The organism is Cohnella algarum (assembly GCF_016937515.1).
GTDB classification, from domain to species: Bacteria; Bacillota; Bacilli; order Paenibacillales; family Paenibacillaceae; genus Cohnella; species Cohnella algarum.
Window position 1 is genome coordinate 2,744,606 of record NZ_JAFHKM010000002.1, and the last position, 20,442, is coordinate 2,765,047.

Below are 20,442 nucleotides of genomic sequence, written 5' to 3' on the forward strand. Positions count from 1 at the left end.
TTCGGCCGTTTTCCGCATAGGATGAAACGAAGCGAAGTCTGGGCGAATCGGGAGGAGGAACCGCGGTGCCGGATCGGCAGCTCGGATGGAAACAGGCGTTAGTCGATTATGTGAGTGTCGTCAATGAAGCCGGTTTGCTCGGGGATGCCAAGGCATTTCGACGCGTGCCGGATCCCTACCACCGCATGCGCCTCGTTCGTCGGGCGGAGGCGCTGGAGGAGCGCGCCGCGCTTGTCCGGTTCAAGCCGATCCGCAGCGAAATGAAGGCGCGCCTGCTCCGTTACGAGGCGAAGGAAACGGAGGTCGCGGCCGACCTGCAGCTTCATACGGTCCGCTCGTACGAACAGGACCGTTTTCCCTGGCTGGAAGAGCGGGTGGAGAAGGAGCGAATTCGCCTGATCAAGTCGGGAACCCGCTGGCGGGTGGACGGGATCGAGCCGATCGCCACCGAGCAGCACCCGCTGCCGATGGCTCACGCGAACCGGGAGCTTGTCGACGAGTACGGCTGGCCCAGTCGCCCGGTGCTGCCTTCCATCCCGCTCATCAAGACGGATGCCGAAGTGCCCGCGCGTTCGAAGGTATACGCGGGGCCGGGCACGAGCGGGAGTTGGGAGGACGGGTACGAGCGAAGCATGCCTTACCGCAGGGAAGAGGCGGTCGCATATGCCGAGCGGTGGTGGGACCGGCCGAACCCCGCCTTCGAAAATTTCGACGTCAACTGCACCAATTACGTTTCCCAGTGTCTCTTTGCAGGGGGAGCGCCGATGAACTATACTGGTAGGAGAGAAACGGGCTGGTGGTACAAAGGGCGCTCCGGCGGGCAGGAGCTGTGGAGCTTCAGCTGGGCGGTCGCGAACAGTTTGCAGCATTATTTGTCGGCGCCAAGAGCGTTCGGGCTGCGGGCGGAGGCGGTCGACTCCCCGCGTCAGCTTCAACTGGGCGACGTCATTTGCTACGACTGGGACGGCAACGGAGGCTACCAGCACAACACGATCGTGACCGCGTTCACGCCGGACGGCATGCCGCTGGTGAACGCCAATACCGTCAGCAGCCGCCGCCGTTACTGGGATTACCGCGATTCCTACGCATGGACGGAGCAAACCCGGTACCGTTTTTTTCATTTAATCGACGAATTTTGACCCTATCATCCGGAGGACTGCTATGAATTCCAAAGTTCGCGTCGGCCTCGTGTACGGCGGACGCTCTGGCGAGCACGAAGTTTCCCTGCAAACCGCTCTCGCGGTTTTGAAAGCATTCGACTACGGGAAATACGAACTGATTCCCTTTTATATAACGAAGACCGGCCAATGGCGGTCCGGACCGAAGCTGGAGGCGCCGCCGGCCGCGATCGCCGAGCTCCGGTTCGAACCCGAACCCGATGCGATCGACGCCCCGTCCGATGCCATGCTCCCCGTCGTGCGGGGCATGAGCGAGCTCGCGCCCGCCGACGGCGAAGCGCAGCGTCCGATCGACGTCATGTTTCCGCTGCTGCACGGAACGTTCGGCGAGGACGGCACCATTCAGGGCCTGTTCGAGATGGCCAACCTGCCTTATGTAGGGGCGGGAGTCCTGGCCTCGGCGGTCGGCATGGACAAGGCATTCATGAAAACGATGTTCGCCCAGGCGGGACTTCCCCAGGTCGGCTACCGGTTTTTCACCCGGTTCCAGTGGGAAAAGGAGCGCGAAGCGCTGCTGGCCGACATCGAGGCGTCCCTGAAATACCCTTGCTTCGTCAAGCCGGCGAACCTCGGCTCGAGCGTCGGCATCTCCAAGGCGCGAAACCGGGAAGAGCTGGCCGACGCCGTTTCCACGGCGCTCCGCTACGACCGCAAAGTAATCGTGGAGGAGTTCGTCGACGCCCGGGAGATCGAGGTCAGCGTGCTCGGCAATGACGAGCCGAGGGCGTCGGTGCCCGGGGAGATCGTCAGCTCGAACGATTTTTACGACTATAATGCCAAATATATCGACGGGAAATCCGCCATGGTCATTCCGGCCGAAATCGATCCGGACGCCGCCGCCGCCGTGCGGGAAATGGCGGTCAAAGCGTTCCGGGCGATCGACGGCTCCGGGCTCTGCCGCGCGGACTTTTTCATGCGGCGCAGCGACGGGCGGCTCTTCATCAACGAAGTCAACACGATGCCGGGCTTTACTCCGTTCAGCATGTACCCGCTGCTGTGGCAGGAATCCGGCGTTTCATACCGCGAGCTGCTGGACACGCTGATCGAGCTTGCGATCGAGCGCCACGGCGAGCGGCAAAAGCTCGACTACGGCGGTTAACGCAACCGGAGGGATCAGAGATGGGCTTTCAAACGGAATTCAACTCGGTATGCAAATTCAAATCCGAGCAGGAGCTGTACGAGCTTCTGGAATACGGACGGGGCAAAATGGTCAAAAAGCAGTTCCGCGTGTTCCCGACCGGCCAGAAGGTCATCGCCTACACGCCGGACAACCAGGCTATCGCCATCGTGAAAATCGTCGCCTCCATCGCCGAAATCAATTTCCAGGGCGAAGAGGTGACCGAGGTGGAAATGGAGCTGGTCCGGCGGCTGACGGAGGAGGAAGCGCGCGTGCAAACCGCGCTCGCGCACGAAATGTTTTTCGGCGAACAGGGCTGAAGCCCCGCAAATCGAACGGGTGGACAAGCCCGCGATCGGACAAACTTCTTTTAGAGAACGCGCGGCTTCGGCCGGGCGAAAAAGGGGCGAGTTCGATGCGAGTCAGGTTCGGTTTTGTCGCCATGTCCGTTCAATTGGAAAACGCATCCCCGTCCCGGACGATGACGATGGCGAATTTCGCCAAACTCGCGGACCGAGAGGCGGGGCTTCGTCGTTTGGAGACGCTTGCCGAGGAAAACATCCGCAATACGCTGCGCCTGCTGAAGCACTGCCGGTATATGGGCGTCAAAGTGTACCGAATGACCTCCAAGCTCATCCCGCTGGCGACGCATGAGGACCTCGCCGACTGGTCCCCTTACGAAAAGCTGGCTCCGTCGTTTGCGGAAATCGGAAGCTTTGCCCGCGAGCACGGCATCCGCCTGTCGTTTCACCCCGACCACTTTACGGTGCTGAGCACGCCCCGCGAAGAGGTGCTCCGCAAATCGGTCAAGGATCTCGAGCATCATGTGCGAATTCTCGAGTGCATGGGGCTCGACGAGCGGGCGCTCTGCAACATTCACGTCGGCGGAAGCTACGGGAACAAGGAGGAAGCGGGCCAACGGTTTCTGCGCAATTTCGGCTCGCTGGACGAGCGGATCGGACGGCGTCTGACGCTGGAAAACGACGATAAAACGTTCACGGCCGCGGAAACGCTGGCGATCTGCGAGGCGGCCGGGACCCCGATGGTGCTGGACCTGCACCATCACGCGGTCAATTCCGGCGGCGAGTCCGCGGAAGTGCTGTGGCCGCGCATCGCCCGGACATGGGAACGGTTCGAGCCGCTCGGTCTTCCTCCCAAGCTGCACGCATCCAGCCCGAAAAGCGCGACAGACCCGCGTGGCCATGCCGACTACGTGGAATCCGGGCCGCTGCTCGCCTTTTTGCGGAGCATCGCGGGTTCGACGCCGGCCGTTGACGTCATGATCGAGGCGAAGCAAAAGGACCTGGCGCTGGTCAAGCTTATGGAGGACATGAAGGCGGCCGCGGCGGACGGGGAAGGGGTGCGGATCGTCGACGGGGCAAGCATCGAAGTTGAAGGGTAGAAAGCGGTTTGCGGCAGCGATGGGAAACCCGCTGGCGCAGGGGCCGCACGAAAGGCACGGGCATCCCGCGAGCGGGCCGCCCGTTACGGAGGAGTTGGACGAGTTGGAAGGTTGGGCTTGGACGCTGTTCGCGCTGATCGGCGTCGTTTCCGCCATATTCGGAAGCATCGTCGGCTTGGGCGGAGGCATCGTCATCGTTCCGTCGCTCGTCTTGATCGCGCCGGCCATGCTCGGAGAGGCGGTGTCGACGCAGACGGCCGTCGGCACTTCGCTTGCGGTGCTGATCTTGACCGCGTTTACGGCCACCTGGACCTATAAAAAACAAGGCAAAGTCGACTTTAAAACCGGATGGCTGCTGTTCGCCACGAGCGGTCCCGCGGCGATGGCGGGCGCCGCCGCGACGAATGATGTCCCGAAAGGCCCCTTTCAACTGAGCTTCGGCCTGTTCATGTTCGTCATGTTCGTTCTCATGATCGCCCGGGAGCGCATGAAGCCGCTGAGCCGGGACTGGCCCGTACGCCGGACGTTCGCCGATGCGGACGGGAACGAATACGAGTACGGGTATTCGATCGGACTGGCGCTTGCGATCGGAGCGGGAGTCGGCGTTTCGTCCGGCTTGTTCGGCATCGGAGGCGGCTCCCTGTTCGTGCCGCTTATGGTGCTGCTGTTCGGGTTCCCGCCCCACGTCGCGACGGCCACGTCCATGTTCGTCATTTTGCTGTCCTCCGTGACGGGAAGCGCGGTGCATGCGGCAAACGGCAACATCGATTGGCTGCTGTTCGCCGCCCTCGCTCCCGGCGCGATCGTCGGCGGAAAACTGGGCGCGGCGATCGCCGCGCGGATGACGGGCAAGCAGCTGATGTGGCTGTTGAGGGCGACGCTGCTCGCGGTTGCCGTCTATTTGATCATTAAAGGATCGGGGGAAATGGGCTGACCGAACGCCCGTTTTTCCCCTTTTTCCCGTTAGACGCGGAACTCGCTATCTTCCCTCTCGTATATAATACAAGCATGATAGAATTAGGGAACGAAGTCGCGCTATAATAAACGGGTAAGGGTTTTCACGGAAAAAACTATTATTTTGGAAGATTTGAGGGATGATTCGATGGATGCCAACGAGCCGGTTATCGGCAGCAAGAGCTTTACGGCGGTCGCCGTCAACTGCGCAGCCAAGGCCGGTGAATGGATTAAAACCAAAATCGGCAACTTCGCGGCCCCCGACGTCAAATACAGCAAGCACGATCTCGTCACCGAAGTGGACAAGGGAGCGGAGAGGCTGATTCGGAATTTGATCGTGACCCACTTTCCGGAGCATTCTTTTTTGGGCGAGGAAGGGGTCGAACCCGGCCCGGAAGCTTCGGCGAAGGCGCTGGAACGCAAAAGCGAAGCGGAATATTTGTGGATCGTCGACCCGGTCGACGGAACGACCAATTACGTGCACGGTTTCCCGTTTTATTCGGTATCGATCGCCTTGGCTTATAAGGGACAAGTTATCGTCGGCGTCGTATACGATCCTTCCCGGGACGAGCTGTTCGTAGCCGAACGGGGCAAAGGCGCTTACGTACACGGGAAAAGAATGAGCGTTTCGAAGGAGACGGCTCTCGCGCAAAGCCTCGTCGCCACCGGCCTGCCGGCGGATCACGTGGCGGCGCTTCCGGCCAATCTGCGCCAGATTCAGGCGCTGGCTCCGCAGGTGCGGAATTTGCGGATCGCCGGCTCGGCCGCCTTGCACATGGCCTACGTGGCGGCGGGACGGCTTAGCGGGTTTTGGGAAGTGGGGCTCAACGCCTGGGATTTGGCCGCGGGCTCGCTGCTCGTCGAAGAGGCGGGAGGGCGGCTGTCCGATCAGGCCGGCCAGCCTTATCATCTCGGCGTCCGGGACATTGCGGCGAGCAACGGCCGGATTCACGACGAGCTGATCGAATCGCTCGCCAAAGCGTAAAAATCCGAGCTTTCGACCATCCTAGGGGAAGCGAAGGAGGCGGCGACATGGCCGAGGAACAGAAACGAGCCGCCGGGTCGCCCGAAGCGGACGAGGCCGCGGAGACCGCGGCTTCGCCGGCGGAAAGGGAATTGGCCCGCCGCTTGGCGGAGGGCGAGGCGGACGGCCGGAACGCGGCCGAAGAAGCGGTGGCATCTCTGCCGCCGCGGTGGGAAATCCGCATTCGGAGCGAAAGCGATCCGATCGCGGAGAAGACGGCAGTCTATCGCAAGATGGCTTCCGAGGCGGACGACCGCTACGCCCGTTACGACGGAACCGCGGCGGGCGGCGACGCGTCGGCCAAAGAAGAGTAAGCAGTTCCCGGAAACGGTTCGTTTTCGCGGGGCTGCTTTTTTTCGGATCGAACTCGCGATAGCGCCAAAACCAGCAGATTTGCAGGCTTTCCTATATGCCGCCGGACGGCTAACGAAAGGCGATTCTGCCGGCACGAGTCCATCGCTTTATCGCGTTCGCGGGGCGGAGGAGCGCGAACGCAGCCTAAGTCTATACGAGGCCCTCATACGTCCAGTTTCGCCCGCATAAAGGCGATGAACCGCGACGCCTGGGACGCCAGCGAATCTTCCTTGCGGTAGACAAGGCTGATCGTTCGAGGCCGCACCTTGCCGGGCAGCTCCCGCACCGCCAAATCGCCGTCGGCGGCTTCCCTCAAGACGCTGCGCCCCGGCAGCAGCCCGATTCCCATGCCGTGCTTGACGGCTTCCTTGATCGTCTCGACGGCGCCCAGCTCCATCCGAACGTTCCAGCGCAGCCCGTTTTCCCTCGCCCAATGCTCGGCCAGCTCCCGCGAGGTCGACCCCGTCTCATGAACGAGAAACGGCTCGTCCGCAAGGTCGCTCACGGCGACGTTCTGCCTCCCCGCCAGCCGATGCCGCGGAGGCAGGACGAGCTTTAATCCGTCATCGGCGAGCTTGATGACGTGAAGCTCCGGATAGGGCTCGTCCGGCAGCGAAACGACGGCGACGTCCACTTCGTACCGGTGCAGCATGGCAAGCACGTCGGAAGCTTGCTTCACCGTCAGCAGCGGGAGCGTCAAAGGGAATTTCATCTGGAACTCGGCGAGATACGCCGGCAGGAAATAAGTGGCGGGCGTATAGCTCGCGCCCAGTCTGAGCTTGCCCCGTCCCTGATCCCTGTACTCGCTCATTAGCCGCTGGGCTTCGTCCATCATGGCGGCGATTTTGCGGGCGTAAGGGAGCAGGTCCTCCCCGGCTTCGCTAAGCCGCAGACGCCCGGACCTTTTGCGAAACAGCTCGACTCCGAGCGTATCCTCCAACTTTTTCAAATGAAACGTAACCGTTGGCTGCTTGAGCCCCAACTCCTCGGCGGCATCCGAAATCGTGCGGCTGGCGGCCGCTTTTAGAAAGACTTTCAACTGTTGGACGTTCATCCGCCAATCCCTCGTTTCCCCCGTTTCCGATCGATTAAAATATAGATAAATTCGATAAAAATATCAATAACTATAGATATTATTTAATCTCAAGTTGGCATTGGGTTTACATAAGCTTGACAATCCCCCCTTAAAGTTAAGGCATACCTAATTTGGGCAGGGGGATGCATATGAAACGGAATTTCATCAACCGGGGCTTCGCCGCCGCGGGCCTGATATCGCTGATGCTGGCAACCGCGGCTTGCGGCAGCAACGCAAACGGCGCGAACGGTGCCAACAACGGAAACGGGGCGGCGAGCTCTCCTTCGCCGTCGGCCTCGCAAGCGGCTTCCGCGTCGCCTTCGGCTTCGGAAAGCGCGAAGCCTGCGGGGGGCGGCGAGACGCTGACGGTCTATTTGAACGATTTCGACGAAATCATCAAGCCGATGTTCGAAGAGGCGACCGGCTACAAGCTGGAACTCGTAACCGGCAACGGAGCGGAAATCATGTCCCGGATCGAAGCGGAAAAGGGGAACCCGCATTGGGACGTCGTCTGGATGGATTCGATGCCTTCCATCGAAGGCCTGAGCCAGAGCGGACAGCTGTTGGAGGGCTATACTCCCGCCAACGCCGCGAATTTGACCGATTTCGCGAAAGGCTTCGTGCCCGCGAACCAATCCTATTATCCGACGGGCGCGCACGCCGCCTCGGTCATCGTTTACAATACGGAGGCTTTCGACGAAGCGAGCGCGCCGCAATCGTGGGCCGATCTGGCCGACCCGAAATTCAAGGACGCGGTCGGCATGGCGGACCCGGCCGTCGCCGCTCCGGCGTATCCGTTCGTCGCCTGGTTTTTCGAATCGAAAGGCATGGAAGAGGGCAAGGCATACTTCAAGGGCGTATTGGGCAACGGCACCCGCGTCTATCCGAAAAACCCCAACGTCGCGCAAGCCCTGACCGGCGGCGAAATCAAGGCGGCCGCTCTCCAGGAGAGCAACGCGTACGCTCTGAAAAACGGCGGCGAGCCGATCGGCATCATCTGGCCGGAAGAAGGGGCGCCGGGTTCCGTCCGCGTCGCCGCGATTCAGAAGGAAACCGACCATCCGGAAGCGGCCAAGGCGTTTGTCGACTTCCTGCTCGATCCCGCTACCCAACAGGCTTTGATCGACCAAGGCGAGGAAAGCTATTTCGAACCGAGCGTGACGGGCGTCAATCCGAAAGCGGACCGCGAGCCGAACGCCAAGCTCGTCGTGGCGGAAGCTTCGTTCGCTTCCGGGCACGAGGCGGAAATCAAGCAATGGTTTGCGGATAACGCGGTGCAATGACGATGCTGAACCGAATATTCGCTTACGGGAACAGGACGGGCTGGCTGGTGCTGGCCGTCCTTGTTTTGCTTATTCTGCTTCCGCTTGCGGCGGTCGTCGTCCAGGTGCTGCTGCCGGGCGTTTTTTTCGGAACGTGGCAGATTGGCGACTTGTCGCTGCTGCTCGACGTGTTCAAGCGGCCTTTATGGTCGCAATCGTTAAAAAACACGCTTATCCTCGGCGCCGGCACGACGCTTCTCGGCACCGTCATCGGCGGAGCGCTTGCCTCCGTACGCGCCCGTTGGTCGTTTCCGGGGGCCCGGCTGCTCGATTTGGCGGTTTGGCTGCTGATCATTACGCCGTCCTTTATTCTCGCCCAAGGCTGGGTCATGTTCGCCGCGCCAGGCGGGCTGGCCCGCCAGTGGCTGGGCTGGGACTGGGTCCATTCGGCGGTGTTTACGCCGGCGGGGCTGATCTTCATTATGTCGCTCAGCAAATTTCCGTTCGCTTACTTGGCGGTGCATGCCGCTTTGGAATGGAAGGTCGACCGGCTCAGCGAGGCGGCGCGCATGAACGGCGGAAGCTCCTGGACCGCTTGGCGGACGATTCAGGCGCCGCTGCTGCTGCCGGCGTACTGCTCGGGGGCGATGCTCGTTTTTATGGACGCGGTGGGCGACTTCGGGCTTCCGGCTTCCATCGCGGCCGTATTCCGCTTTCCGACGCTTCCCTATTCGATTTATTCGGCCCTGTACACGTCGCCGATCCGCTTCGATATGGCCGGCGTGCTCTCGTTCTATCTCGTCCTGATCATCGCGCTGGCGATGAGCCTGCAATTTTACGCGCTCCGGAAATCGCGCTACGATTTCCTTTCCTCCCGGGCCGTCCGCTCGGAGCCCCGGCGGCCGGCCCGGGGAGACTGGGCGCTTGCCGCGGGAACCGCGGCGCTGCTCGCCGCGGCGGTCGGAATTCCGTTCGGCTCGAACCTAGTGTCCTCGATTACCCGATCGAACGGTTCGGCGGGAAGCTCGCTGACGTTCGAGCATTATCGGCAGTTGTTCGCCAACGGAGGCCAGCTGGCGGACGGGCTGCTCCATTCGCTCGGCATCGCCGCCGGCGCGGCCGCGATCGGATTGGCCGTCGGGTTTCTCGTCTCTTACGTCCTGACGTACTCGACGTTCAAGCTGCGGCAAACCGTCGACGTCATTTCGCTGATCTCCCTGGCCGTTCCGGGGGTCGTGCTCGGCATCGGCTACATTTTCGTCTGGAACCAGGCTTGGCTGGAGAAGATCGGCCTGCTGCTGTACGGTAAGCCGGCCATTCTCATTTTGGCAAGCGTGGCGGGAGCGATACCGGTCATCACGCGCGTCGTGACCGGAGCGATGGCCAAGGTGCCGAAGGGGCTGCTGGCGGCGGCGCAAATGCAGGGCGCGCCGTTCGGGCGCCGGGTGCGGACGATTTTGCTGCCGCTGCTGCGGGGAGCGCTCGTATCGGCGGCGCTGGCGGCGTTCGGCGCGAGCGTTTTCGATCTCGCGACGACGTCCATTTTGTTCCCGCCGAACTTCATGACGCTGCCCGTCGTCATCAACAAGGCGTTCGAGGATTTGAAGTTCGGTTATGCGGCGGCCGCGACGCTGACCGGCGGCGGAATCGTCATCGCCGTCATCCTGGCGGCGGAATGGCTGTTCAAACCCAGAAAACGCAAGGAGCGGAAAACGTGAGCAAACCTACGATACTGGAAGTGGAAGGGCTCGGGAAGGCGTACGGGAGCCATGCGGCGCTCAAAGGGGTCGATTTCGGCGTCGCGCAAGGCGAGATCATCAGCGTGCTGGGACCTTCGGGCTGCGGAAAATCGACCCTGCTTCAACTGATCGCGGGCTTGCAGCAGCCGGATGCGGGGGAAATCAGGCTTAGAGGCGAAACCGTGTCGTCGAAAAGCAAGCTGGTCCCGCCCGAAAAAAGGCGGATCAACATGGTGTTCCAGGATTATGCCCTATGGCCTCATATGTCGGTATACGATAACGTTTCGTACGGCTTGAAACGGAAAAAAGCGTCGGCTGCCGCCATCGAGGAGAAAGTGAACGGCTTGCTGCAGCTGCTTCATCTGGAAGGGTTCGAAAATCGTCTGCCCGCCCAGCTGTCCGGCGGCCAGCAGCAGCGGGTGGCGATCGCCCGGGCGCTGGCGACGGAGCCGGATTTGCTGCTGCTCGACGAGCCGCTGTCCAATCTGGACATGAGGCTGCGGATCGAGATGAGGACGGAGATGTCTTATCTGTTCCGCAAACTGGGAACGACGGTATTCCACGTGACGCACGACCCGGAGGAAGCGTTCGCGATGGCCGACCGGCTGATCATCATGCGCAACGGGGCGATCGACCAGATCGGCCGGCCGCAAAGCTGCTACGGGCTGCCGGCGACGCCTTCGGCCGCTTCCCTGCTGGGGGCGGGCAACCGGCTGAGCGGCAAGGCCGAATCGGAACGGGCCGACGGGGAAGTCGCCGCGGCCGCGGAGGCGGGGACCGGGGCGGGCAGCCGAACCGATGCGGGCTCGGAAGCGGGAACGGAACGGGAAGGCGGCGCCGGAGCGCGGGCGGAAAGGCAGGGCGGAGCGGCCGGAGCCGGGGCGGAAGCCGATTCGATCCCGTTCGCGGGCCGCACGGTCGCCGCGAGAACGGGAAAATCCGTGCTTCGGGGCGTATCGCCGGAACGGCCTGCCGGAAGCGCGGAAGTTTATGATATTCTATTCCGCCCGGAAGCCGCGAGTTGGGAAGGCAGCGGAATGCGGGAAGCCGGCTATGCCGCATCCGGGGGAACCAGGCGTTTCCGCCCGGCTTCAACCGGCTTCCGGCCCGCATCGTCCACAGCTCCTTCGAGGGGAGCCGGTGGAGGGTGCTCGCCGAAGACGCCGAAGGGCGAAAGCTTGCGCTGTTCCACGACGAGCCTCTCCCGGCGGGAGCGACCGGAGCGCTCGTTTTTTCCCCGAACGAAACGTACATGTATCCGCAACGAGACGAAAGGTGATCGCAGATGCCCCGTATTTTGGCCATTTCGGACATTCACGGTCATGCGGAGGCGGCGCGCGCGCTGCTTCGCATGGCCGATTACGCGCCGGGAACCGACCGGCTTTATTTGCTGGGAGACTTTATCGATACGAACCGCGGCAGCTGGCCGGCGCTGAGGTTCGCGCGCGAGCTGGCGCTGCAAGGGGCGCGGGCGGTGCTCGGCAATATGGAGCGCTGGATGCTGGGCGCGGCCGAGCGCAGGGAGGCGCCGGCGGTCGCTCCGGAGGATATTTCGTTTTTGCGGGAAACTCCGCTTTATTGGCGCGAGGACGAATTTTTGCTCGTGCATGCGGGCATCCGGCCCGGCGTTCCGCTCGAGAGGCAGGAGGCTTCCGATTTGACGGGAATCCGCAACGATTTTTGGGAAAAGGACGGGGAGCTGCCGTATACGGTCGTTTTCGGACATACGCCGACCTTCAAGATGGGCGCCAGGGCGGGAGAGCTCTGGTTCGGGAAAAAGCGGATCGGCATCGACACCGGAGCCAAGCACGGCTGCCGCCTGACGCTTGTCGACCTGAGCAACCGGATTTCCTTTTCCTGCGCCACGGAATCGTTCGGCCGGTACTCGGATTTGCGCGAGCGAGGGTGGACGCTGCCGCAATAAAAAAGCATCCCGGCGCCGGCATTGGCGTCGGGATGCTTTTTTTGGCAACGCGAATTCAGTGGAGTCGTGGTGGCTCTTCTCGCCGCCTCCGCATGCGCGCTGACGATCCAGTTGCGTCGTGGCGACTCATCTCAGCCCCGCCATACGCTTATGGCTGCACGCAGTTGGGTAAAAATGACTCATCTCGCCGCCTCCGCACGCATGCGGACGATCCAGTTGCGTCGTGGCGACTCATCTCAGCCCCGCCGTACGCTTATGGTCGCACGCAGTTGGGTAAAAATGACTCATCTCGCCGCCTCCGCATGCGCGCTAACGATCCAGTTGCGTCGTGGCGACTCATCTCAACCCGCCATACGCATGCTCATGGCAACCCCTTGAAGACGTCCCGGATTTTGTGCCGCTTCGTTCTTTAAACTTTACAGAGCCTTGAACGAAGCTTCCGCGGCCTCGAGCGTGGCGTCGATGTCCTCGTCCGAATGCGCCGCGGTGAGAAACCAGGCTTCGTACTTGGACGGGGCAAGGTAGATGCCGCGCGCCAGCATCTCCCGGAAAAACCGGGCGAACAGCTCGCCGTCGGTGTCCTGCGCTTCTTCGTAATTCGTTACCGGATGATCGCAAAAATGGGTCGAGAACGCTCCGACAATTCGGTTGATCGTAAGCGGAACGCCATGACGGTCCGCCGATGCCGCGAGGCCCGCGGTCAGGCGCGCCGCCTGCGCTTCCATCCGCTCGTACACGCCGGGCGCCCGCAGCACGTCGAGACAGGCGAGCCCGGCGGCGACGGAGGCGGGATTGCCCGCCATCGTTCCGGCCTGATAGGCGGGGCCGAGCGGCGCCACGCGGTCCATGACGTCGCGTTTGCCGCCGTAAGCGCCGATCGGAAGCCCCCCGCCGATAATTTTGCCGAGCGCGGTCAAATCCGGCTCGATGGCGGCAAAATCGGGAAACGCGCCGAACGTTTGCGCCGAGCCGTAATGGAAACGGAAGGCCGTGATAACCTCGTCGTAGATGACGAGAGCGCCCGCGTCGCGGGTGAGCCGGCATACCGTTTCCAGAAAGCCCGGCTTCGGCATGACCATGCCGAAGTTGCCGACGATCGGCTCGACGAGCACGGCGGCGACGTCGTCTGCCCACCGCTCGAGCGCCTGCTTCAGGCCGTCGGCGTCGTTGAACGGCACGGTGATCACTTCGTTTGCGATGCTGACCGGCACGCCCGCGCTGTCGGGGGTGCCGAGCGTCGACGGTCCGGAGCCCGCCGCGACGAGCACGAGGTCGGAATGGCCGTGGTAGCAGCCGGCGAATTTGATGATTTTGGCGCGTCCGGTAGCCGCCCGGGCCACCCGGATCGCGGACATGACGGCTTCGGTCCCGGAATTGACGAACCGGACTTTATCCATTGAAGGGATGGCTTCCTTGAGCCGGCGGGCCAGTTCGATTTCGCCTTCGGTCGGCGTGCCGTACAGCGTGCCGCGGCGGGCGGCGTTCACGATCGCTTCCGTCACATGAGGGTGGGCGTGGCCGGTAATGATCGGTCCGAAGGCAGCGAGATAATCGATGTAGCGGTTGCCGTCCGCATCCCAGAAATAAGCGCCCTCCGCGCGATCCATGAATACGGGCGCGCCTCCTCCGACGGCTTTGAAGGAGCGGGAAGGGCTGTTGACGCCTCCGACGATATGCAGCTGGGCTTCCTCGTACAATTGAGCGGACTTCGATCTCGACATATGGAAAAAACCTCCCGTTGGATGATGTGAAACGCGTTAAGCGGGCTCAGCGCATTGGCGGGGCGGCCTTTCTTTGGCGGAATGTGCGCGCATGCAGCCAAGAAGCAAGCGGAGACCGCCTCCCGGCGATCCCCGCTTGCCTTGCTTTCGGTGACGATGTTGTGAAATCCGGCGAAACGCAAACGGACTATTCCGAATCCGAGCCGCCGGACGAATCCCCGGTCTCCGCGGAAGCGGAAGACGAAGCGGACGGGGACGGCGTCGCCGCGACGGCGCTGTCCGTCGCGAGCACTTCCTGGACGTATTCCTTCAATTCGTCCGAATCGCGGATGCCGAGAACCGCCGCGCCGCCGACCCGCTCGTCGGAAATGAGCTCCATCGGCGGAACCTGGGCAGAGCCCGCCTGGTGCGATTTGAGCCCCAGGTTGCCCAGCTTCAGCATATCTTCCGGCGACAGGTTCGTTTCGATGTAAGGGCTGATGTCGCCGATAATTTGCGGCAGCTTGATGATGTTCCAGCCCGATTGCATTTTGTCCGCGACGGCTTTCAGGAAGTTCCGCTGACGCTCGGTGCGCGTGAAGTCGGACAGCTTGTCGTGCCGGAAACGGACGTATTGCAGCGCTTTTTCCCCGTCAAGGTGCTGCTGCCCTTCCTTCAAATCGATGTCGTAAACGTGGCCGTCCGCCGCATCGCTGTATTTCATATCCTTTTCGACGTAAAAATCGACGCCGCCGATCGCGTCGACCAGCTTGATGAAGCCCTGAAAGTCGGCGTAAACGTAATACTGGATGTCAAGTCCGAGCAAGTCGCCGATCGCCTTCATGGCCAGTTCCGGACCGCCCAGCGTGATCGCGACGTTGGCCCGGTCGCTTCCGTGTCCGGGAATTTCGATGTACGTGTCGCGCAGGACGGAAAACAGATGAATGCCCTTCGTCGTCGGATCGATGGAAGCGACCATCATCGTGTCGGAACGGGCGACTTCGCCTTCCCGCAAGCCCCGTTCGTCGCCGCCCATGATCAGGATGTTGACCCGCTCGGTCCCCGTCCATTCCGGGGGCTTCTCCTCCGGCTTTTGCTCGAATTGGCCGAACCGGGACTCGTCCTCGGATTTCTGCAACCCTTTTACCTCCTGATAGCCGCTGTAAACGTACCAGCCGACGCCGGCAAGCAGGACGATGACCAAAGCGAGCAACGTATAGCTGAATATTTTCCATTTTTTACGCATGCGAATATGTTCCTTTCGGCGCAGCCGGCAAAAAGCGACGTTTGCGCAGGGGTGATCTGAATTGTATGATTGCATTGCATATTATGAAATTATAAAGTTTACTGAAGGATGTAAGCAAGTATTGTCGAAAAATGGAGGAAACGTAACGCAATGCTGGCAATCGAAGTCGAAAAGCTGCGCAAACAGTTCAAAGTGCAAAAAAATCGAGAGGGCCTCAAGGGAGCGATGCTGGACTTGTTCAAGCGCGAGCACCGCGAGGTCGCGGCCGTCAAGGATATCAGCTTTCAAATTCCGCAAGGCGAGATCTGCGGCTACATCGGCGAGAACGGCGCCGGAAAGTCGACGACGATCAAAATGCTGACCGGCATTCTCGTTCCCACGTCGGGCAAAATCGTCGTGAACGGCTACGTGCCGCACAAGGATCGCGAAACGTTCGTGAAAGGCATCGGCGTCGTCTTCGGGCAGCGCAGCCAGCTGTGGTGGGACATCGGCGTTATCGAATCGTTCCGGCTGCTGCGCAAAGTATACCGGGTGGACGAACGCGAATTCAAGCTGCGGCTGGACGAGCTGGTCGAAACGCTTGAACTGGGCGACCTGCTCAATCGCCCCGTGCGCAAGCTGAGCCTCGGCCAGCGGATGCGCTGCGAGCTGGTGGCCGCGCTGCTGCACAATCCGTCGATTTTGTTTTTGGACGAGCCGACGATCGGTCTCGATATCGTGGTAAAAACGGAAATCCGCGAATTTCTGAAACGGCTGAACCGCGACCACGGGACGACGATTTTGCTGACGACGCACGACCTGCAGGATATCGAAGCCCTCTGCTCGAGGGTCATCATGCTGGACGACGGCAACATCATCTACGACGGCGGCCTGGATCAATTGAAAGACCGTTGGGGCAAAGGCCGCGAGGTGCAGTTTCAGTTTGCGGATCCGGTTTCGCTGCCTTCGCTGAGCGCCCTGACCGAAGGGCTCGCGGTCCGCTGGTCGAAGGAGAACGAGCTGACGGCCAAAGTATGGCTCCCGCGCGAAATGAACGTGTCGGACGTGCTGTCCCGCGTCGTCGGCGCGAAGGAAATCAGCGACATTAAAATTTTCGAAACGAACACCGACGAGATCGTGCGCGAGATCTATCGGACGGGGAGCTCGGTCAAGCCGGCCGGAGACGAAGCGGCAGAGCCGGCGGTTTCGGGAGCTGGAGTCCGGTGAGCGGCGCGTATCTCGATTTTATCCGAATCCGTTTCCTGACGATGCTCGCCTATCGCGTCAATTATTACAGCGGCATTGCCGTTTATGCGATTAACATCGGCGCTTATTACTTCATGTGGAAAGCGATCTACGGAGACGCGGAGCGGCTGGCCGGCTTTACGGTCGTTCAAATGACGACGTACGTCGCGGTGTCCTGGATGGCCCGGGCGTTCTATTTCAACAACCTGGACCGGGAAATTTCCAACGAAATCCGCGACGGCAGCGTTGCGGTGCAGATGACGCGGCCTTATTCCTACCTGATGGTGAAAATGATGCAGGGCCTCGGCGAAGGGCTGTTCCGGCTGCTGCTGTTCATGGCGCCCGGCATGATCGTCGTGACGCTTATTTTTCCCATCGAGCTGCCAACCGATCCGGTTTTATGGATCATTTTCTTCGTCATGCTCTGGTTCAGCTTCCTTATTAACACGCAGATCAACCTGATGACGGGGCTGTTCGCCTTTTTCGTGGAAAACAACGAAGGGCTGATGCGGATGAAAAGGGTCGCGGTCGACCTGCTGTCCGGGGTCGTCGTGCCTATCGCGTTTTTTCCGGGGTGGGCTTCAAGCGTGCTGCAGTGGCTGCCTTTTCAGGCGATTACGTATTTGCCCGGATCGGTGTTTACGGAGCGCATAACCGGCTCGGCTGTGTGGGAGGCGCTGTTCGTTCAGGCGATCTGGTGCGCGGCGCTCGTCGTGCCGATTTTGCTCATGTGGCGGGCGGCCCGGAAGCGGCTGTTCGTGCAAGGAGGTTAAGCCGATGAAAATAGGGCATACCTTATCGCTGTTCCGCGAATACTTGGCCAATTATTTTAAAACGAAAATGACGTACCGGGCGGATTTTTGGGTGGAAGTTGTCTCCGACCTGATGTTCTCGGCGATGAATCTGATTTTTATCTTCGTCGTTTTTCAGCATACGCCTTCCCTGGGGGACTGGAGCCAGGCGGAGGTCGTGTTCGTTTACGGCTATTTTATGATTCCGTACGGGGTGTTCGGCGCGTTCGTGAATTTGTGGAATTTCAGCGAGCGGTACATCGTCAAAGGAGAGATGGACCGGATTTTGACGCGGCCGGCAGGTTCGCTTACCCAAGTGCTGCTGGAAAACGTCGATCCGCCTTCGCTCATCGGGTCGCTCGTCGGTCTCGGCATCATGGGCGCCGCCTGGACGCAGCTCGGCCTTCCGTTCGACTGGTACGATCCGCTCGTGCTCATCGTCATGGTCGTCGGCTCGGTCCTCATCTATATGGGCATTTACGTCGCGCTTGCCGCGATCTCGTTCTACTCCGACGCCCCGACGGGCATCGTGCCGCTGATGTTCAACATTCAGAACTACGGCCGCTACCCGGTGCAGATTTACAACAAGGGAATCCGGTTTTTGCTGACGTGGGTGCTTCCGTTCGCGTTCGTCGGCGTGTATCCGGCGGAGTTTTTCCTGGGGCGGGCTTCCGGGGACGGGCTCATGCCCTGGCTGACGCCGGCGATGGGCGTCATTTTCGCCGGGATCGGCGTGCTCGTGTGGAACCACGGGATCAAGCGCTATCGCGGCGCGGGGTCGTGAGCCGAGGAGTTGGCGAAATAAATCGAAACGCGAGCGGATAACGGTCGCGCATGGCTGGGTTCTCGTATAATTTCAATAAAACTTGCCGGCGCTGCTGCCCAGGCGGTAAGAGGTGATCCGTTTTGTTCCGGAGGCGGGTTCCAGCAAGTTCAGCTCGGCCAGTCTGGCAAGCGACCTTCTGGCGAATTTTTCGCCGATGTTCAAAGCCGAGCAAACTTCCGGCAGACGGAACGTGCGCTCGAGTTTGATTGCAAACCACATGATGTCCCGCTCGACGGGGGTCATTTTCGCCGGTTGTCCCGCATTACCACTCGCCGAACATTTGAATCACGGTCTGTCGGCAATAGGCAGGAGAGTCCTTGATGTCGTCCGACGAAAACCGCAGCATTTTCCACCCGTTCAATAGGAGGAAGTTTTGCTTTTTCCGTTCTTCGGAAAATTGCCGCCGGTCCATTTCGCGGGCATGGGCGTTGAAGCCGTCCATTTCGAGAGCGATCTTGTGAGGCGCGCGCAAATAGGCGAAATCGAGAAAGCGGATTGCCCCCCGATCATCGATGATTTCAAATTCCGGATGCAAATGCTCGAAATTCCCGACCGCAGGCCACCAGATTTCGCTTAGAAACAGCTTTTCTAAGTAACCGTGTCCTTCCCTCAATCTTCGCAGGGATTCGCCTTTCCTCGTTTGCTGCCGATCCTCCATCCACTTTGCGTAAGCGGCATCGAAATTCATCGTCTTTTTCCCTTTTGCACAGAAACGCAAAAAGCCGCCCTACCCTTGAACCCAAGGAATAGTGCGGCGTTCTTCGCTCGCTGTGATCATGTTGATTCGATTATACCGCATGTCGGGCGTTCTTGCCATTCGGCGGCGGGATTTGGTAAGATATCGGAAATTGTTTTTCGGAGGAGCGATTCGCCGTGTCTCAGGTACAAATCGGACAACCCGTGCCGGATTTCGAGCTTCCGTCTTCGGAAGGCGGAACGATTCGGTTAAGCCAATTTCGCGGCCGGAAGGTCGTTCTCTACTTTTATCCCAAGGACATGACCCCGACCTGCACGCAGGAATCGTGCGATTTTCGCGATGCCAACGCTTTGTTCGGGGAAGCGAACGCCGTCGTGCTCGGGATCAGCCCGGACGATGCGAAGTCGCACGCGAAGTTTATCGCGAAGCACCAGCTGACGTTTCCGCTGCTGGCGGACGTGGATCGCAAAGTGGCGGAAATGTTCGGCGTCTGGCAGGAGAAGAAAATGTACGGCCGAACGTATATGGGCATCGTGCGTTCCACCTTCCTGATCGACGAGCGGGGGATTCTGGCGCAGGAATGGCGAAATGTCAGGGTAAAAGGCCACATCGACGCGGTGTTGGCGGCCGTTCGCGCGCAGCAGCCCGGATAATAAAGGCTTCGCAGGAACGGTTCCGCGTTCGCCGGCCGCCGCCGGGTCCCCGTCCGTTATGCGCGGGGGCCGTGCGCTTCTTCGATTTGCCGCTGCGTCCTAACCGGCGCAAACAGGCTGCTGTCATCGCCCATTCTCTTCGATTCCCTTCGATTCATCTGCCGGGAAAATAGCAAATGTTGCGGTCATTCGCCGCAATTTTCGCAACGACATGCCCGATCGATTTTATTAAGATAAATAAATGCGGGCTGAGCGAGCCTATGGAGGCTTCCGTCTCCGGCGCCTGGATTCGAATTCGGAAACGGAGTGGACGAAATGGAATGGATCATCGATATCGAGGGCGTAACATGGATTCAGGGGAAAAGGACATTGTTAAACGACGTCAGCTGGCGCGTCCGCCGCAATGAGCATTGGGCGCTGCTCGGTCTCAACGGATCCGGCAAAACGACCCTGCTCAATATGATCAACGGTTATTTCTGGCCGACCAAGGGGAAGGTGACCGTCTTGGGCCGCCGGTTCGGGGAAGTCGACTTGCGGGAGCTGCGGCAGTCGATCGGCTGGGTCAGCTCGTCTCTGCAGGAAAAGCTTTACGGAAGCGACCGGACGCAGCTTGTCGTCATCAGCGGCAAATTCGCTTCGATCGGACTCTACGAGAAGCCGTCGCCCGAGGATTTCGTCCGGGCGGAGCGGCTCATGGCGAAGCTCGGCTGCTCTCACCTGTGGGACCGCGAGTATCGGACGTGCTCGCAGGGCGAGAAACAAAAGCTGCTCATCGCCCGGGCGCTCATGGCCGAGCCGAAGCTGCTGATCCTGGACGAGCCGTGCAACGGGCTCGATCTGTTCTCGCGGGAGCGCCTGCTCGCCAGCATTGGGGATCTGACGCGGCAGGAGAACATGCCGACGCTCATTTACGTGACCCACCATACGGAGGAGATTTTGCCGGCATTCGGCCATACGCTGCTGCTTCGTCGGGGCGAAGCGTTTCGCCAGGGCGCAACGCGCGAAGTCATGAATTCGGAGACGCTGAGCGATTTTTTTGAAGCGCCGGTCATCGCGGAGCGCCACAACGGGCGGTTCTACGTGCGGCTGGCGGAAGGGAACGCGGTCGATTGGAACGAGTGAAAACGAAACGGCACGACGCCGACCAAGCCTCCATGCGGGCCGCTTCCCGCATGGAGGCTTGTTTTTTGCGGAAGGACCAAGCCTGGATAAAAAGAGGCGGAAAATGGGCAGCGAACCGGGGGTAAACCTGTTGACAAGGACAAATCGTTCATGT

Annotated in this window: 21 protein-coding genes; 16 read left to right on the forward strand and 5 right to left on the reverse strand. The window is 60.7% G+C overall.

Annotation, left to right across the window (positions count from 1 at the left end; genetic code table 11):
* Nucleotides 1–65: 65 nt before the first annotated feature.
* The 7 genes from JW799_RS29620 (at nucleotide 66) to JW799_RS12605 (ending at nucleotide 5,989) form a co-directional block, all read left to right on the forward strand.
* Nucleotides 66–1,139 (forward strand): amidase domain-containing protein, encoded by a 1,074-nt coding sequence (locus JW799_RS29620; protein WP_205430067.1) that lies wholly within the window; start codon nucleotides 66–68, stop codon nucleotides 1,137–1,139.
* A gap of 22 nt (nucleotides 1,140–1,161) precedes the next feature.
* Entirely contained in the window at nucleotides 1,162–2,277 is a 1,116-nt protein-coding gene (locus tag JW799_RS12580; protein ID WP_205430068.1) for a D-alanine--D-alanine ligase, read from the forward strand.
* Nucleotides 2,278–2,297: 20 nt separating this feature from the next.
* Nucleotides 2,298–2,615 (forward strand): hypothetical protein, encoded by a 318-nt coding sequence (locus JW799_RS12585; protein WP_080832901.1) that lies wholly within the window; start codon nucleotides 2,298–2,300, stop codon nucleotides 2,613–2,615.
* A 95-nt stretch (nucleotides 2,616–2,710) separates the two neighbouring features.
* Nucleotides 2,711–3,697, forward strand: a complete 987-nt coding sequence (gene uvsE, locus JW799_RS12590) for a UV DNA damage repair endonuclease UvsE (RefSeq protein ID WP_205430069.1) — start codon at nucleotides 2,711–2,713, stop codon at nucleotides 3,695–3,697.
* Nucleotides 3,698–3,800: 103 nt separating this feature from the next.
* Nucleotides 3,801–4,631 (forward strand): sulfite exporter TauE/SafE family protein, encoded by an 831-nt coding sequence (locus JW799_RS12595; protein WP_240353250.1) that lies wholly within the window; start codon nucleotides 3,801–3,803, stop codon nucleotides 4,629–4,631.
* Between the two features lie 168 nt (nucleotides 4,632–4,799).
* Nucleotides 4,800–5,636: an inositol monophosphatase family protein gene (locus JW799_RS12600; RefSeq protein ID WP_080833779.1), complete on the forward strand. Its 837-nt coding sequence runs from the start codon at nucleotides 4,800–4,802 to the stop codon at nucleotides 5,634–5,636.
* 47 nt (nucleotides 5,637–5,683) lie between these two features.
* Nucleotides 5,684–5,989 carry a hypothetical protein gene (locus tag JW799_RS12605; RefSeq protein ID WP_240353251.1) on the forward strand — a complete coding sequence of 102 codons (306 nt, stop codon included), beginning with the start codon at nucleotides 5,684–5,686 and terminating at the stop codon, nucleotides 5,987–5,989.
* Between the two features lie 203 nt (nucleotides 5,990–6,192).
* Here the strand turns inward: JW799_RS12605 and JW799_RS12610 are convergent, their stop codons facing one another.
* Nucleotides 6,193–7,083 carry a LysR family transcriptional regulator gene (locus JW799_RS12610; protein WP_205430071.1) on the reverse strand — a complete coding sequence of 297 codons (891 nt, stop codon included), beginning with the start codon at nucleotides 7,081–7,083 and terminating at the stop codon, nucleotides 6,193–6,195.
* A gap of 170 nt (nucleotides 7,084–7,253) precedes the next feature.
* Between JW799_RS12610 and JW799_RS12615 the strand changes: the two genes are divergently transcribed.
* Genes JW799_RS12615 through JW799_RS12630 form a run of 4 tightly spaced genes read left to right on the forward strand, consistent with a single transcriptional unit; the run spans nucleotide 7,254 to nucleotide 12,029 of the window.
* Entirely contained in the window at nucleotides 7,254–8,387 is a 1,134-nt protein-coding gene (locus JW799_RS12615; protein ID WP_205430072.1) for an ABC transporter substrate-binding protein, read from the forward strand.
* 2 nt (nucleotides 8,388–8,389) lie between these two features.
* Nucleotides 8,390–10,084, forward strand: a complete 1,695-nt coding sequence (locus JW799_RS12620) for an ABC transporter permease (protein WP_240353252.1) — start codon at nucleotides 8,390–8,392, stop codon at nucleotides 10,082–10,084.
* The gene (locus JW799_RS28615; RefSeq protein ID WP_338026262.1) at nucleotides 10,081–11,541 is read left to right on the forward strand and encodes an ABC transporter ATP-binding protein; all 1,461 of its coding nucleotides are present in this window, start codon (nucleotides 10,081–10,083) and stop codon (nucleotides 11,539–11,541) included. Before JW799_RS12620 ends, JW799_RS28615 begins: the two co-directional genes overlap by 4 nt.
* Complete coding sequence (locus JW799_RS12630) at nucleotides 11,457–12,029, forward strand: metallophosphoesterase family protein (protein ID WP_240353254.1); 573 nt, start codon at nucleotides 11,457–11,459, stop codon at nucleotides 12,027–12,029. The genes JW799_RS28615 and JW799_RS12630 overlap by 85 nt, the downstream gene beginning before the upstream one ends.
* Nucleotides 12,030–12,445: 416 nt before the next feature.
* On the opposite strand, the gene JW799_RS12635 is transcribed toward JW799_RS12630, so the two are convergent.
* Together JW799_RS12635 and JW799_RS12640 are read right to left on the reverse strand one after the other, a co-directional pair.
* On the reverse strand, nucleotides 12,446–13,750 hold the full coding sequence (locus JW799_RS12635; protein WP_205430074.1) for a glutamate-1-semialdehyde 2,1-aminomutase: 1,305 nt from the start codon (nucleotides 13,748–13,750) through the stop codon (nucleotides 12,446–12,448).
* Nucleotides 13,751–13,937: 187 nt separating this feature from the next.
* Nucleotides 13,938–14,975 carry an LCP family protein gene (locus JW799_RS12640; protein WP_205430076.1) on the reverse strand — a complete coding sequence of 346 codons (1,038 nt, stop codon included), beginning with the start codon at nucleotides 14,973–14,975 and terminating at the stop codon, nucleotides 13,938–13,940.
* A 150-nt stretch (nucleotides 14,976–15,125) separates the two neighbouring features.
* On the opposite strand from JW799_RS12640, the gene JW799_RS12645 reads away from it, so the two are divergent.
* The 3 genes from JW799_RS12645 to JW799_RS12655 are packed head-to-tail and all read left to right on the forward strand — an operon-like array spanning nucleotide 15,126 to nucleotide 17,774.
* Nucleotides 15,126–16,181, forward strand: coding sequence for an ABC transporter ATP-binding protein (locus JW799_RS12645; protein ID WP_205430078.1), 1,056 nt, complete (start codon nucleotides 15,126–15,128; stop codon nucleotides 16,179–16,181).
* Nucleotides 16,178–16,972 (forward strand): ABC transporter permease, encoded by a 795-nt coding sequence (locus JW799_RS12650; protein WP_139787106.1) that lies wholly within the window; start codon nucleotides 16,178–16,180, stop codon nucleotides 16,970–16,972. Before JW799_RS12645 ends, JW799_RS12650 begins: the two co-directional genes overlap by 4 nt.
* A 4-nt stretch (nucleotides 16,973–16,976) precedes the next feature.
* A complete protein-coding gene (locus JW799_RS12655) occupies nucleotides 16,977–17,774 on the forward strand; it encodes an ABC transporter permease (protein WP_080832892.1) in 798 nt (265 codons plus the stop codon).
* A gap of 72 nt (nucleotides 17,775–17,846) precedes the next feature.
* On the opposite strand, the gene JW799_RS12660 is transcribed toward JW799_RS12655, so the two are convergent.
* Both JW799_RS12660 and JW799_RS12665 read right to left on the reverse strand, forming a co-directional pair.
* Nucleotides 17,847–18,035 carry a hypothetical protein gene (locus JW799_RS12660; RefSeq protein WP_205430081.1) on the reverse strand — a complete coding sequence of 63 codons (189 nt, stop codon included), beginning with the start codon at nucleotides 18,033–18,035 and terminating at the stop codon, nucleotides 17,847–17,849.
* A 43-nt stretch (nucleotides 18,036–18,078) separates the two neighbouring features.
* Nucleotides 18,079–18,504 (reverse strand): hypothetical protein, encoded by a 426-nt coding sequence (locus tag JW799_RS12665; RefSeq protein ID WP_080832890.1) that lies wholly within the window; start codon nucleotides 18,502–18,504, stop codon nucleotides 18,079–18,081.
* A gap of 185 nt (nucleotides 18,505–18,689) precedes the next feature.
* On the opposite strand from JW799_RS12665, the gene bcp reads away from it, so the two are divergent.
* Both bcp and JW799_RS12675 read left to right on the forward strand, forming a co-directional pair.
* Nucleotides 18,690–19,166 carry a thioredoxin-dependent thiol peroxidase gene (bcp, locus tag JW799_RS12670; RefSeq protein WP_080832889.1) on the forward strand — a complete coding sequence of 159 codons (477 nt, stop codon included), beginning with the start codon at nucleotides 18,690–18,692 and terminating at the stop codon, nucleotides 19,164–19,166.
* 315 nt (nucleotides 19,167–19,481) lie between these two features.
* Complete coding sequence (locus JW799_RS12675; protein WP_205430083.1) at nucleotides 19,482–20,288, forward strand: ABC transporter ATP-binding protein; 807 nt, start codon at nucleotides 19,482–19,484, stop codon at nucleotides 20,286–20,288.
* Nucleotides 20,289–20,442 lie beyond the last annotated feature (154 nt).